This window comes from Bacillus sp. XT-4 (assembly GCF_050864245.1).
GTDB classification, from domain to species: domain Bacteria; phylum Bacillota; class Bacilli; order Bacillales; family Bacillaceae; genus Bacillus; species Bacillus altitudinis.
This window is the reverse complement of record NZ_JBPAFI010000001.1, coordinates 106,002-120,374: the sequence shown is the minus strand read 5'-3', so window position 1 is coordinate 120,374 and position 14,373 is coordinate 106,002. Positions and strand designations below refer to the sequence as shown.

Below are 14,373 nucleotides of genomic sequence, written 5' to 3'. Positions count from 1 at the left end.
TCCTTTCCGAATTCCGTGATCACTGTACATATGGACTTTATTTTAGCATGTTCAGACGAGGAAGGTAAGGATAAGCATATGAAAAAAAGCCCCTGATGAAAGGGGCTTTTAAAAACGGGTGACCTGCACAGGGAATTCTTTGACCCCAAAAACAAACGTGCTTTGAATTGGTTTCAGCTGATCTGCCGCACGGGTGATTTCTCGAAACGTACGGAGTAAAATCTCAAGTGCTAGATGAGCCTCAAGCCGGGCGAGAGGAGCACCAAGACAAAAATGGATGCCGAAGCCAAAGCTCAAATGCGGATTTGATTTTCTGTCAAGACGAAACGTATCTGGATCGTCAAACTTCCGTTCATCACGATTCGCAGATGCCACCCAGCTGATGAGATAGTCTCCTTTTTCAATGTGAGAACCGGCAATCTGAACATCCTCTGCTGCAACTCGCCCAATCGCTTGAACAGGCGGATAATAGCGCAGCGTTTCCTCCGTCAATTGAGGAATGAGAGACAGGTCTTGCCGCACTGATTCGGCGATATGCGGCTGTTCTGTTAAAAGTCGTACGGCATTTGTGATTAAATTCGTCGTTGTTTCATTACCAGCAACGAGTAAGAGTATACAAAAGCCAAGCAGTTCATTTTCTGATAAACGCTCACCGTCAATTTCCGCTTGGATGAGAAGGGAGATTAAATCATCGGCTGGCGTTTCTTTTCGTTTTTGGATCAAATGAGCAAAGTATGCTGACAGCTCTTTTTCTGCTTGTTTTTGCATGTCGACAACGGCTTGAACAGCTTCTTTTGAATCATCTTTGGCTCCTGCAACTAGAGCATCTGAATGCTTTTTGATCAGCTCTCTGTCTTTCACTTCTGCACCGAGAAGCTCGGCGATGATCATGACAGGTAGGGGAGCGGCCAAATCTTGCACAATATCGAAGGTCCGTTGATCCTTTACTTGATGTAATAGATCATGGGTCAAGTCTTTGATCTTTTCTTCTATTTGTTTGATCGCTTTTGGCGTGAAGGCTTTATTGACGAGTGCTCTCATTTTGGTATGTTTTGGAGGGTCCATTGTTAAAATACTCGTTTTAGATGTACTTCTTCCTCGCTGTGATGAAAACACTTTTGGCTGCTTCAGAACGGACTGAATATCAGCATATCGAAAGAGATCCCAGCACTTTCTCGTTTCATCGTATCGAATATCACCCTGCGATCGTAATTCATTGTAGATAGGGAATGGGAAAAGAAGGTCATCAGTAGATCGGATTTCTTTCATTGGGATGACATTGACGTAATTTTCTTTTACTTTCATTATGAACGCTCCTTTTTCTCTTGATTCCCTTTCACGGTATCACCACGAAAAACGCATTTCAACGGACATGTTTTCTAAAATATGTCAATAGTCTAATCGAAAGATTCAAACACATTCATCCTATAGGAAAATAGAAAGTCACCAAAAATGATAACGCTTTCTAAAAACTAGAATTGAAGTCACCGAAACCAAAAATAAAATGGTGAATTCAGTCGAACGAAAGGGTACTATGATTCAAATCTGTATAGTTCTTTTGATCTAAATTGATGATTTGAAAAAACACGGCTAACATACATACCGCAAGCTGTTCAGCGTGTATTCGGGACTTTTGAAAAGCGCTGGCTCTTTCTTGACACGATTTCTCATCATGTTACGATAACTAACGTGCGAAAAACACGAACAAAAAGCGAACAAGGGAGAGGATCAATATCATTGATCAAAAGAAAGTTGCTTTCATTGGAGCAGGTTCTATGGCGGAAGGAATGATTGCAGGTATTGTGCGATCAGGTCAGATGCCGCTCAGCCACATTTACGCAACAAACAAGCAAAATAAGCAGCGATTAAACGAACTAACGAAACGCTACGGAATCCAAACAGCCACAATGGATTCATTTCCTTTTGAAGAGATGGATATGTTGATCCTGGCAATGAAGCCAAAGGATGCTGAAACAGCACTTGAATCATTAAAACCTCATATTCAGAAAGATCAGCTTATCCTGTCTGTGCTTGCAGGTGTGAAATCATCGTATATTGAAGACATGCTGCATGAAGGGCAGCCTGTTATGCGAGTAATGCCAAATACGTCAAGTACGATTGGGGCGTCGGCGACCGCTTTATCTGCTGGACGTGATGTGAAAAATGAACATGTAAGCATGAGTCGGGCTCTTTTATCTGAAATGGGAGAAGTATATACCATTCAGGAAGAGCAAATGGATATTTTCACAGGAATTGCCGGAAGCGGTCCAGCTTATTTTTATTTCTTAATGGAAAGAATCGAAGAAGCTGGAGAAGAAGCTGGCTTATCAAAAGAAATGTCCCGTCAAATCGGTACACAGACACTTCTCGGTGCAGCGAAGATGCTGCAAGAAACAGCTGAAAATCCTTCTGTCCTCAGAGAAAAAATTACGTCACCTAATGGAACAACTGCTGCAGGACTAGATGCATTAGATGATTTTGGTGGAGGAGAAGCCATCAAGCAGGCCGTCAAACATGCCGCCAATCGATCAAAAGAAATAAGTGAACAGCAAAAACAAAAAGTAACGATATAAATAGAGCCTCAATACAGGAGTGATAAGGTGTACGCAGATAAAGAGAGAAAACGAATTGTTGTGAAAATCGGAAGCAGCTCTCTTACTAGCTTTCAAGGTGAGATTAGTTTAAAAAAACTAGAAAACCTCGTCAATCAAATTGTAAAACTCAAAGATGAAGGACACGAAGTCATTTTGGTCTCATCTGGTGCGGTTGCAGCTGGTTACCGAAAATTAGGATTTATTGATAGACCGAAAACACTGCCAGAAAAACAGGCGTCTGCCTCAATAGGGCAAGGGCTTTTAATGGAGTCATATTCTACTTTATTTTTATCGCACGGTTATATTGCTTCACAGCTATTAATTACAAGAAGCGATTTTTCAGATGAAACGCGCTATCAAAATGTGCGAAATACAATGAATGTGTTATTAGATCGAGGGATCATCCCGATTATTAATGAAAATGATACAGTGACGATCAATCGTTTGAAGTTTGGAGATAATGATACATTGTCTGCAAAAGTAGCTGGACTGATTGATGCGGATTTCCTCGCTATTTTATCTGATATTGACGGCTTGTATGAAGATAACCCTCATACAAACCCGAATGCGAAGAGAATTCTAGAAGTCACAGAAATTACAGAAGACATCGAAGCAGCCGCTGGAGATGCGGGAAGCAGCGTTGGCACAGGCGGAATGAAATCAAAACTCGATGCCTTTAAAATTTCAATGGCCGCAGGCATCAATGGCTTTTTGGGAAAAGCCGATACGCCTCACATTTTAGACAAAGCCATCAATGGGACAGAGGACGGCACTTATTTTACAGCTGACGAAAATTTAGCGCCGCTGAATTATAAAAAACAGTGGATTGCTTTTCATTCTGGCCCAAAAGGCGAAATCGTTGTTCAAGAGAAAACACAGGAGCTTCTCATGCATCGTGAGAAAAGTCTGGATTCTGACGGCATAGTCGATGTAAAGGGTTCGTTTAAAAAAGGCGATGTAGTCCGTATTTTAGATCAAGATGAAAGAGAAATAGGGCTTGGCATTGTCAATTATGCGTCCGACGAACTCGCACTCAACGGTGACTTGCTACAGGATGAAGTGGTGCATGTCGTAGATCTTGAAGCGTTTGTTTGTCATTTAGATTTATCAATACCAGTTTGCTAATCATAAGGGAGGAATTTCATGACACTGACAGCTGAAGTTGTCACATCGGTCAAAGAAAAAGCGAAAAAAGCAAAGCACGTATCAAAAAAACTAGGTTTACTTCAAACAGAGGAAAAAAATGAGGCGCTACTGAAAATAGCAGAAACGCTCGAACAGCAAAGTGATTTTATTTTACAGGAAAATCAAAAGGATTTAGAGGCAGGAAAAGAAAAGGGCTTCTCTGAAGCATTAATGGATCGATTAATGTTAAATGAAGAGAGAATTCATGAGTTTGCAGAAAGTTTGCGGCTTGTGACGAGATTAACAGATCCTGTTGGAGAAATATTGGATGAATGGACTCTTGAGAACGGCTTACATGTGAAAAGCCGAAGAGTACCGCTCGGCGTGATCGGGATGATCTATGAAGCGAGACCGAATGTCACTGTCGATGCAGCAGGGCTTGCCCTTAAGGCAGGCAACTCAGTGATTTTAAAAGGCGGTTCCTCCGCTATTTCTTCCAACAAAGCCATCGTCCGCGTCATTCATGAAGCATTGGATCAAACAAAGATCCCTCGTGATGCGGTACAGTTTATTGAACAAACAGACCGTTCATCGGTTCAAGCGATGTTTCATTTAAAAGAGTGGATTGATGTTTTAATTCCGAGAGGCGGGGCTTCTTTAATCAAAACAGTTGTAGAAGAATCGACCATTCCAGTTCTTGAAACAGGGACAGGGAACTGCCATATCTTTATTGATCAAACAGCGAATGTAGAAAAAGCCATTCAGATTGTCATCAATGCGAAAACAAATCGTCCGGCCGTTTGTAATGCGCTTGAGACTCTGATCGTTCATCGCGATTGGCTGAAAGAAAATGGTGCAGCATTGAATGAAGCACTGCTTCAGCACCAAGTCACTGTGCATGGAGATCAAGACGCTCAATCCTTCTTTTCCGAAGCGGTTCCTGCGGAGGAAGTGGATTGGACAGATGAGTATTTAAGTCTTGATCTTGCGGTGAAAGTCGTTGACTCAATTGAGGACGCCATTCACCACATTGATCAGTACGGAACGAAACATTCAGAAGCCATCGTAACAGAGGATGAAAAAAACGCACAAATCTTTCTAAACGAAGTCGATGCGGCCGCTGTTTATCATAACGCATCTACACGTTTTACAGATGGCGGTGCACTAGGATATGGCGCTGAAATTGGCATTTCTACTCAAAAGCTGCACGCAAGAGGGCCAATGGGACTTCCTGCACTGACAACAACAAAGCTGCTTCTATCTGGTGATGGTCAGATTAGAAGCTAGAATGAATGTAACGAACACTACCTTTCTAACTTGGGGTAGTGTTTTTTTAGTGTATGAGAAAAGAAGAGAGAAAAAAGGGGAACGACATGGAAACGATGCTGAAGCACTGACAACTCTTGAAAAAGAAGACAAAGGGCTAAAATGAAGTCCATTTTAGCCCTTTGTCAACAATCTAGTTTTTTTATGAACTTGAACGGTCTTTTTTCATGACTTTCTCAAATTTGAAAAATTCAAATGTCTCAGGTGCTAAAGGGTCATTTTCTTGATTCTTCTCATGAGGGAAGCTCGGATCTGGATGGTGTAAGTGATAAAACTCAACAATCTGAAACCCGCATTTGTTCACATAAAAATGAATGTTGCGCTTTTCAAAATAAGGAGTGACAACTTCCCACACCTTCGTTTCTGGATATTGCGCCTCAATGGCTTTCCATGCTGCCTGACCAATGCCTCGGCTGTGAGATGATGAAGAGATATATAACAGATCCACCGAATTGCGGTGTGTGTGATGATTGATTTTTAAAACAACCCCTCCTGCCTTTTGACCATTTAGTAAAATATGATAGACAAGGTTCTCTGACGAATAAAAGGATTCATCAATCGACTCATCAGGAGGAATTGGTCCACCTTCTGCATCCCCAAATGCATCAATGATGCCAGCAGTGAAAGCATCTTGCAGTTCCTTTTTCATCAAAGGGAAGTCTTCTTGATTTGCAAGTGATAATGTGACTTGATCTTGTGCGATTTTGTTCATGTGTAAATCCTTTCTCCACATACGTGGTGTTTATGCATGTTATCATAAAGGATGGAGTAACTCCATAGTCAAGAAAGGAGCCTTAAAAATGATGAGCGATGTTCAAAAAACATTTTTAACTGGAGAATTTGCGGCATTATTTGAAGTGAAAAAAGATACACTGCTCTATTATGATAAAATCGATTTGTTTAAGCCGGCAGGTGTTCAGGAAAATGGATACCGTTATTATACATTTGAACAATTTGATCATTTCATGGCCATTCAATCCCTTCGTGCTGTTCAATTTCCGATCAAGCAATTAAAACAATACTTTACTGAGCCTTCTCAAGATAAATTGCAAAGCCTGGCGGTTGATCAAGCAGAAAAGGTCGGAGAGGAGATCCAAAAACTACAGGATATTCAATCTTTTCTTTTTCGTGTGATCGAGACAACGAATGAATTATCATCAGTGAAAACAGGGGAGGTCTTGTTTCAAGAACTGCCAGAGGAACCGATCATCCTCAGTACATCAAACCCGATTGATTCAAACACACCTGTAGAAGAAATTTCTCGAATTGTAGGAGAATTTCTGAAAGGAATTGGGATTAAAGGTGCTGCGGCAAATGGTTCTGTTTTAAACAAGGAGCAGTTTTTGCAGCGTCATTATCATCAGTCTGATAGGCTGTTTTGCCGAATGGAAGGGCCGGATGCAGTCAAAAAGCCAGCGGGCCTTTATGCAGTCATGTATCAACAAGGAACATATGAAGAAATGGAGACTGCCTATTCACGTTTATTAGATCACATCGAAGCAGAGGATATGATACTGGATGGGGATGTCTTTGAGGAGTATTTACTTCATTCTCTGATGTCTAAAAATGAAGCGGATTACATGACGAAACTTAGTGTGAAAGTCAGAAAACGCGAAGCTTAAGGCATAACAAAAAGGATAGACAGGCATTTTTACATGCTGTCTATCCTTTTTGGTGCTGTTTAACCGACTTGGTTTTCGGCAAATTGACTCATATAGAGGTCGGCATAAAAGCCTTTTTCTTTCAAAAGCTCACGATGAGTTCCTTTTTCAATGATCGTGCCATCTTTCATGACTAAAATGAGATCGGCATCTTTAATCGTTGAAAGTCGATGTGCAATGACGAAGCTTGTTCTGCCGTTCATTAATTCATTCATTGCTTTTTGAATATGCATCTCTGTCCGTGTATCGACACTGCTTGTTGCTTCATCTAAGATTAATATCTTCGGATCAGATAAGATGGCACGGGCGATGGTTAACAGTTGACGCTGACCTTGCGAGAGGTTGCCGGCATCTTCTGTTAAGAGTGTGTCATATCCATCTGGAAGGGTGCGGATGAAATCATCTGCATAGGCATGTTTAGCGGCCTTCAACACATCCTCTTTTGAAACATTCGGTCTGCCATATGCGATGTTGTCATAAATTGTGCCTTCAAAGAGCCATGTATCCTGAAGAACCATCGCAAATAAGTCACGCACTTGCTCTCGGCTGAGGTCGGTGGTTTTTACGCCGCCAATGCGAATGGAGCCTTGATCTAGCTCGTAAAAGCGCATTAACAGATTAATAATCGTTGTTTTTCCAGCGCCTGTTGGCCCAACAATGGCAACCGTTTGTCCTTCTCGGACATGTAAATTCAAATCTTTAATAATGGGTTGATCTTTCTCATAACCGAAGTGAACGTGCTCAAAGGCCACATCTCCGGAAAGGGATTTAAGATCAATCGCTGCATCTTCTTCCGCATGTTCTTCTTCCTCATCCAGAATTTCAAACACCCGTTCAGCAGAAGCGATAGCAGATTGAACTAAGTTTGCAACACTGGATGCTTGCACAAGCGGCTGCGACATTTGCTGTGTGTATTGGATAAATGCTTGCACATCCCCAACACGAATATTCCCGTTAATGACAAGAATTCCGCCAGCAACACTTACCGCCACATAGCCAAGATTCCCAATAAAGGTCATCATCGGCATCATTAAGCCGGAGATAAATTGTGCTTTTCTTGAAGATTCATATAGTTGTTCGTTTAATTGATCAAATGTATCAATGGCTTTCTTTTCATAGCCATACGCACGAACCGTCTGATGTCCTGTGAACATTTCATTAATATGTCCATTGATCATCCCTAGTTCTTTTTGCTGTGCCTTAAAATGCTTTTGCGAAAATGATGTAATGCCACGAATCGCAAACAAACTAAGCGGCAGCGTCAAACAAACAAGCAGCGTCAGTAGCGGACTGATGAAAAGCATCATGACGACAATTCCAATGACTGTAATAACAGATGTAATCACTTGCGTGAGTGCCTGCTGTAAAGAAGTATTAATATTATCAATGTCGTTCATCACCCGGCTCAGCGTGTCTCCGTGTGTTGTTTTATCAAAATAACGAAGGGGGAGACGTGTGAGCTTGTCATTTGCTTCTTGCCTTAATTCAGCAATGGTCTGCTGCGAGACACCCGCCATTACATATTGCTGCACGAATGAGAAGAGAGATGCGACGACATATAATAGAACAAGCAGCAATAAAATGCGTGAAATGACATCGAATTGAACGCCAGTTCCTTGTGTAAAACTTTCAAATAGGGAAGAGGTGGCATCCCCAAGTAATTTTGGACTGATGACATTAAAAACGGTTGAACCGATCGCTGCAATCAGGACAATGATCAGCTGAAATTTTCTCGGTTTTAAATAGCCCGTTAAACGAAGAAGTGTTTTTTTAAATTCCTTCGGCTTTGGTACTGGGCCCCTTGGGTGACCGCCTTTATGTCCCATTCCAGAAGACATTTTTTTACTCATCCTTGCTCCACCTCCTGACCTTCCTGTGATGCGACTATCTCTTGATAGACAAGGTTATCTTTCAGTAACTGTTCATGTGTACCGATACCTGCTATTTTTCCATCATCTAACACAATGATTTTATCGCTATGCTTCACCGTGCTGATTCTTTGAGCCACAATAATCAAAGCAGCATGCTCTTTTTCAGCTTCTAGTGCTGACCGAAGTTTTGCATCCGTTTTGTAATCAAGGGCAGAGAAGCTATCGTCAAACAGGTAGAATGAAGGTTTTCTTACGAGTGCTCTTGCGATCGAAAGACGCTGCTTTTGACCGCCAGAGAGATTCGAACCTCCTTGGTCTATCTCTGCGTGAATTCCGCCATCTTTTTGCAAAACAAATTCTTCGGCCTGTGCCGTCCGCAGTGCCTGCCAAATCTCGTCATCTGTTGCATCGCGTTTGCCAAAGCGCACATTATCAGCAATGGTTCCGCTAAATAAAATGGCTTTTTGAGAAACATAACCCATCTGACTTCTCAGTTTCTCTTGAGGCAATTCTCTAATATCGACACCATCTAATGTAATTCTTCCTTCTGTTGCTTCATAAAAACGTGTCATCAGCTGAAGAAGGGTCGTTTTCCCGGAACCTGTACTGCCAATGATCGCCGTCGTTTCACCCTTTTTGGCTTCAAACGTCATGTCTTGAACGGCTGGTTTTTCAGCATTTGAATAATAAAATGACACATTCTCAAAGCGAATGGACTGGGCCGGCTGATCAAGTTTAGTGACAGCTTCTTTTTTGTCTTTAATTTTTGGTTCTAGATTTAACACTTCATTCATCCGTTTAGCTGATGCCTGAGCTCTAGGCACCATAATAAAACTCATAGAAAGCATAATGAGTGCCATTAAAATCATCATCGCATATTGAATGAAGGCGATCAGATTCCCGACTTCCATCTGTCCGGCATCAATCCGATTAGCGCCAATCCAGACAATGCCGATATTCGTGAAGTTCATGATGATGAGCATAAAAGGAAACAAGTACGCCATTAATCGATTGACCTTAAGGCCAGTATCCTTATACGATGTATTGGCTTCTTGAAAACGTTCCTTTTCGTCATCTACTCGGTTAAACGCACGAATGACCCGAATGCCTGAAAGCGACTCTCTCATAATTAAGTTCAGCCGGTCCGTTTTTTTCTGAAGCTGTCCAAAGAGGGGGATCGCTTTTCTTGACACCAAATAAATGAACCCGCCAAGAAGGGGAAGAGCTGCTAAAAAGATGAGAGATAACACAGCATCTCTAGATACAGCCAAAATAATTCCACCAACGAGCATAAGTGGCGCCCGTGTCATCATTTGTAAGATCATGATCGTGACATCTTGAACTTGTTTCACATCATTTGTTGATCTTGTAATAAAGGAAGATGTCCCGATTTTTTGAAATTCTTCTAATGAGAATTGTTCGACATGCACAAACAGCTGTCTTCTCATATCACGCCCGAAGCCTAGAGCTGTCTTAGATGACAAGTAGGACTTCCAAATCGTGAGCAAGATGGCAAGTAAAGAACAAGCCACCATCCAGCCCCCAACCTTCCATATATAAGCGACATCTCCTTGGACGATCCCGACATCAACGATATCTGCCGTAAGCGTCGGTAAATACAGCTGGAGCATACTGCTTAAAAAGGTGAGAATTACAATGGACACAACGGATAGCCGATAGGGCTTTAAAAACGATAAAATTGATTTCATACGATTACCTTTCTTCCATATAGTCTGTTGTTCTGTAACTCATCATATACAAAGAGGGATTATTTCTACAAATGAAATGTCTTGTTTTAATGAATTATTTATATTGTTCAATTTTTGAAAAGAAATCCTTTACAAACATATAAAAATCATGGGCAGAAGGAGACATCTCTCTCGATTTAGAAGCAATAATTCCGACCGTTCTCCTCACTTGAGGGAAATCAATTGGAATTTTCACTGTAAATCGCGGTGTTGTTTCATAAAAGGCACTTTCGGGTAATAAGGTAACGCCCATACCCGCTGACACGAGACCTTTAATGGCATCCAAATCTTCTCCTTCAGATGAGATAGTAGGCTCATAGCCAGCCTGCTTACAGGCATCAACCGCAATTTGTCTCAGCACATATCCTTCAGGAAACAAAACGAAATGGTCTTTTCTCAAATCACTTAAATGAATACTTCTTTGCCCGCTAAAGGGGTGACTAATAGGCAAAAGGGCATAAATGCTTTCGGAAAACAAGATATTTCCTTCTATTTGAGGATCGTTTGTCGGGACGGGTCCTAAAAAGGCAAGATCAATGTCTCGATTTTTAACAGCTTCAATCAGAAACTTATAGGAACCTTGCCGAAGTAAAAAATCGACCTCTGGATATTCCAGCTTAAATGCGGAAATGACAGAAGGGAGCACTTGGCTTGCTAGACTTGTAGGAAATCCAATGTTCACTGTCCCTTTGTGTGGGTCTAAGTATTCATCAATTTGTTCTTTGGCGTAATCTATCGCTTTTAGGGCGGTTCTGACATGGTCCAAAAATTGTCTGCCGATTTTCGTTAATTTGATATTTCGTCCTTCTCGTTCGAATAAAGCCACTCCAAGTTCTTCTTCTAAATTGGCAATCTGCCGGCTGATGGCAGATTGGGCAACGTGTAAGTTTTCAGCCGCTTCTGACACGTGTTCACGGTCAGCAACTTCTACAAAATAACGTAATTGACGAAGCTCCATTTTTGCACTTCACACCCATCTATCTCAAAAAGAGATTGTTTTGATCTAAATTATATATTGTTTATATCAATTTGAAAACTTAAAATAAGTTACAGAGTTTGTGAGATTTTATTACTGTGAAAAAACGGATCTTTTAAACGGGGGAGAGAAACGATGACTTATAATCAACTACCACAACCACAAGGTCTCTACCGTCCTGAATTTGAACATGATGCATGTGGAATCGGACTGTACGCCCATTTAAAAGGGGAGGCGACACATAGCATCGTCAAAAAGGGATTGCAAATGCTGTGCCAGCTTGATCACCGCGGCGGGCAAGGCAGTGATCCGTATACAGGTGATGGTGCCGGCTTAATGGTACAACTGCCAGACGCTTTTTTTAGAAAGAACTGTCAAGACTTTGCACTTCCTGAAAAGGGCCGTTACGGGGTAGGAATGGTGTTCTTTTCAAAAGATGATGATGCCAAAACGCGTCAAGCGATCGAACAAAAGATCAACGGCTTCATTAAACAAGAAGGGCAAACATTAATTGGCTGGAGAACGGTCCCTGTTGATGCTGGGAAAATTGGAACGGTTGCAGCGAAGAGCTGTCCGGTTGTGAGACAGGTCTTTATCGGAGCAAACGACAACATTACAGACCGTTTGTCATTTGAACGAAAACTATATGTCATCCGTAAGCAGGCTGAAAACTGGGGAACAGCAGAGGAAAAACAATTTTACTTTGTCAGCCTGTCGAGTCAAACCATCGTATATAAGGGGCTTTTAACATCAGATCAAGTCGATGCTTTTTATCTTGATCTACAGGATGAAACATTTGTTTCTGCATTTTCACTCGTTCATTCAAGATTTAGTACAAATACATTCCCGACATGGGAACGAGCGCATCCAAACCGTTACTTAATTCATAACGGAGAAATCAATACATTAAGAGGAAACATCAATTGGATGAGAGCAAGAGAACAGCAATTCGTGTCTGAAGCCTTCGGAGAAGATCTAGACAAGATTTTGCCAGTGCTGAATGCAGACGGAAGTGATTCATCCATTTTAGACAATGCCTTTGAATTTTTCGTGCTTGCAGGGCGTACTCCTGCTCATACAGCGATGATGCTGATTCCTGAGCCGTGGACGGAGAATACGCACATGTCAAAAGAGAAACGGGCATTTTATGAATACCATAGTTCGTTAATGGAGCCGTGGGATGGCCCGACAGCGATTTCGTTTACGGATGGTAAACAAATCGGCGCCATCTTAGACCGTAACGGATTAAGACCTGCGAGATACTATGTGACAAATGACGATCATATCATTTTCTCATCTGAAGTCGGCGTCATCGACACGAATGAAGAAGATGTGAAGTATAAAGACCGTCTTGAACCAGGTAAAATGCTGTTAATCGATTTAGAAGAAGGACGCATTATTTCTGATGAAGAAGTGAAATCTTCGATTGCGAATGAACTTCCTTATCAAAAATGGCTCGATGAAGAAATGGTTCACGTCAATCGCTCTGAAGAAAATTCAGAAAATTCTAGTATAATGAGTGATTTGTTAACGCGTCAGCGTGCTTTCCATTATACGTACGAAGACATTCAAAAGTATTTAATTCCTTTACTCGAAGAAGGAAAGGACCCAATTGGCTCAATGGGAAGTGATACACCGCTTGCTGTGTTATCAGATCGTGCACAGTCGCTGTTTTCTTATTTCAAACAGCTGTTTGCTCAAGTGACGAATCCGCCGATTGATGCCATTCGTGAGCAGCTTGTTACATCGACCATGACTTGGTTAGGTGCAGAAGGAGATATTTTACATCCAAATGAATATTCATGCCGAAGAATTAAACTTTATACACCTGTTTTAACAAGCGGGCAGTTCAACGGCTTGAAAACAATTGTTCATAACGCCTTTAAAAGCAAAACGATTCATACACTTTTCACTGATGACCTAAAACGAGGTCTTGATGCGATGTTTGAAGAGGCAGAAAAAGCCATTCGTGAAGGGGTATCTTTACTAATTCTTTCCGATCGTGACATGACGGAAGAAAAAGTGCCGATTCCACCACTTCTTGCATTGAGTGCACTTCATCAGCATCTTGTGCGTCAAGGCTTACGAACAAAGGTGAGCTTAATCGTCGAATCTGGAGAAGTAAGAGAGGTTCATCATTTTGCCGCACTGATTGGCTACGGTGCAGATGCGATCCATCCGTACCTCGTTTACGAAACATACAAACAGCTTATTGCTGAAGAAGCGATTGCGATTAGCTTTGATGAAGCTGTCACAAAGTTTGGGAAAAGTGTGACTGAGGGCGTCGTTAAAGTAATGTCTAAAGTGGGAATTTCCACTGTCCAAAGCTATCGAGGCGCACAAATTTTTGAAGCAGTCGGCATTAGTGAAGATGTCATCCAGGCGTATTTCACAGGAACAGCTTCTCAGCTAGGCGGTATTGATCTTGACACCATTGCAAGTGAAGCAAAGCTTCGTCATGAGGCTGGGTATCAGGCATCAACTGATCAAACGCTAGAATCAGGCAGTGAGTTCCAGTGGAGAAAAAATGGAGAGCATCATGCCTTTAATCCAAAAACCATTCATACCCTTCAGTGGGCATGCCGCAACGAAGATTATGATCTATTTAAGCAATATACGAAGGCGGCGGATGAAGAACGAATTGGTTTCCTTAGAAATCTATTTGCTTTTCGTTCAAAACAAAAGCCAGTTCGTCTAGAAGAAGTTGAATCTGCTGAATCCATTGTACGCCGCTTTAAGACAGGTGCGATGTCATTTGGTTCACTAAGTAAAGAAGCGCATGAAGCACTAGCGATTGCGATGAACCGAATTGGCGGCAAAAGCAACAGCGGAGAAGGCGGGGAAGACCCTGCACGCTTCACAGTAGATGAGCACGGGGATGATCGCAGAAGTGCGATTAAACAAATTGCTTCTGGCCGCTTTGGCGTGAAAAGTCATTATTTAGTCAATGCAGATGAACTGCAAATTAAAATGGCGCAAGGTGCAAAGCCGGGAGAAGGCGGACAGCTGCCAGGAAATAAAGTATATCCTTGGGTTGCAGACGTCCGTGGTTCTACGCCAGGTGTTGGCCTA

At 41.8% G+C, this 14,373-nt stretch carries 10 protein-coding genes; 5 read left to right on the top strand and 5 right to left on the bottom strand.

The genetic code is table 11. From position 1 onward, the window contains the following. Positions 1-108: 108 nt before the first annotated feature. Positions 109-1,305: a cytochrome P450 gene (locus ACRRMM_RS00540; protein ID WP_254505532.1), complete on the bottom strand. Its 1,197-nt coding sequence runs from the start codon at positions 1,303-1,305 to the stop codon at positions 109-111. A gap of 470 nt (positions 1,306-1,775) precedes the next feature. Here ACRRMM_RS00540 and proC point away from each other — a divergent pair, with 470 nt between their 5' ends. Genes proC through ACRRMM_RS00525 form a run of 3 tightly spaced genes read left to right on the top strand, consistent with a single transcriptional unit; the run spans position 1,776 to position 5,006 of the window. Then, on the top strand, positions 1,776-2,573 hold the full coding sequence (gene proC, locus ACRRMM_RS00535; RefSeq protein ID WP_007500664.1) for a pyrroline-5-carboxylate reductase: 798 nt from the start codon (positions 1,776-1,778) through the stop codon (positions 2,571-2,573). A 27-nt stretch (positions 2,574-2,600) separates the two neighbouring features. After that, on the top strand, positions 2,601-3,719 hold the full coding sequence (gene proB, locus ACRRMM_RS00530) for a glutamate 5-kinase (RefSeq protein ID WP_019743320.1): 1,119 nt from the start codon (positions 2,601-2,603) through the stop codon (positions 3,717-3,719). Positions 3,720-3,737: 18 nt separating this feature from the next. Next, positions 3,738-5,006 (top strand): glutamate-5-semialdehyde dehydrogenase, encoded by a 1,269-nt coding sequence (locus tag ACRRMM_RS00525; protein ID WP_046343747.1) that lies wholly within the window; start codon positions 3,738-3,740, stop codon positions 5,004-5,006. A gap of 181 nt (positions 5,007-5,187) precedes the next feature. On the opposite strand, the gene ACRRMM_RS00520 is transcribed toward ACRRMM_RS00525, so the two are convergent. Next, on the bottom strand, positions 5,188-5,757 hold the full coding sequence (locus ACRRMM_RS00520) for a GNAT family N-acetyltransferase (RefSeq protein WP_057079434.1): 570 nt from the start codon (positions 5,755-5,757) through the stop codon (positions 5,188-5,190). A gap of 88 nt (positions 5,758-5,845) precedes the next feature. Here ACRRMM_RS00520 and ACRRMM_RS00515 point away from each other — a divergent pair, with 88 nt between their 5' ends. Continuing rightward, on the top strand, positions 5,846-6,667 hold the full coding sequence (locus ACRRMM_RS00515; RefSeq protein WP_252224400.1) for a MerR family transcriptional regulator: 822 nt from the start codon (positions 5,846-5,848) through the stop codon (positions 6,665-6,667). 59 nt (positions 6,668-6,726) lie between these two features. Here the strand turns inward: ACRRMM_RS00515 and ACRRMM_RS00510 are convergent, their stop codons facing one another. The 3 genes from ACRRMM_RS00510 to ACRRMM_RS00500 all read right to left on the bottom strand — a co-directional run bounded on the left by ACRRMM_RS00510 (position 6,727) and on the right by ACRRMM_RS00500 (position 11,283). Then, on the bottom strand, positions 6,727-8,556 hold the full coding sequence (locus ACRRMM_RS00510) for an ABC transporter ATP-binding protein (protein WP_146271430.1): 1,830 nt from the start codon (positions 8,554-8,556) through the stop codon (positions 6,727-6,729). Next, positions 8,553-10,286, bottom strand: a complete 1,734-nt coding sequence (locus ACRRMM_RS00505) for an ABC transporter ATP-binding protein (RefSeq protein ID WP_148943912.1) — start codon at positions 10,284-10,286, stop codon at positions 8,553-8,555. Before ACRRMM_RS00505 ends, ACRRMM_RS00510 begins: the two co-directional genes overlap by 4 nt. A gap of 94 nt (positions 10,287-10,380) precedes the next feature. After that, positions 10,381-11,283, bottom strand: coding sequence for a LysR family transcriptional regulator (locus ACRRMM_RS00500; protein WP_024718330.1), 903 nt, complete (start codon positions 11,281-11,283; stop codon positions 10,381-10,383). Positions 11,284-11,436: 153 nt separating this feature from the next. On the opposite strand from ACRRMM_RS00500, the gene gltB reads away from it, so the two are divergent. Continuing rightward, positions 11,437-14,373: glutamate synthase large subunit (gltB, locus tag ACRRMM_RS00495; protein ID WP_432450762.1), on the top strand; the 2,937-nt coding region annotated here is incomplete at its 3' end.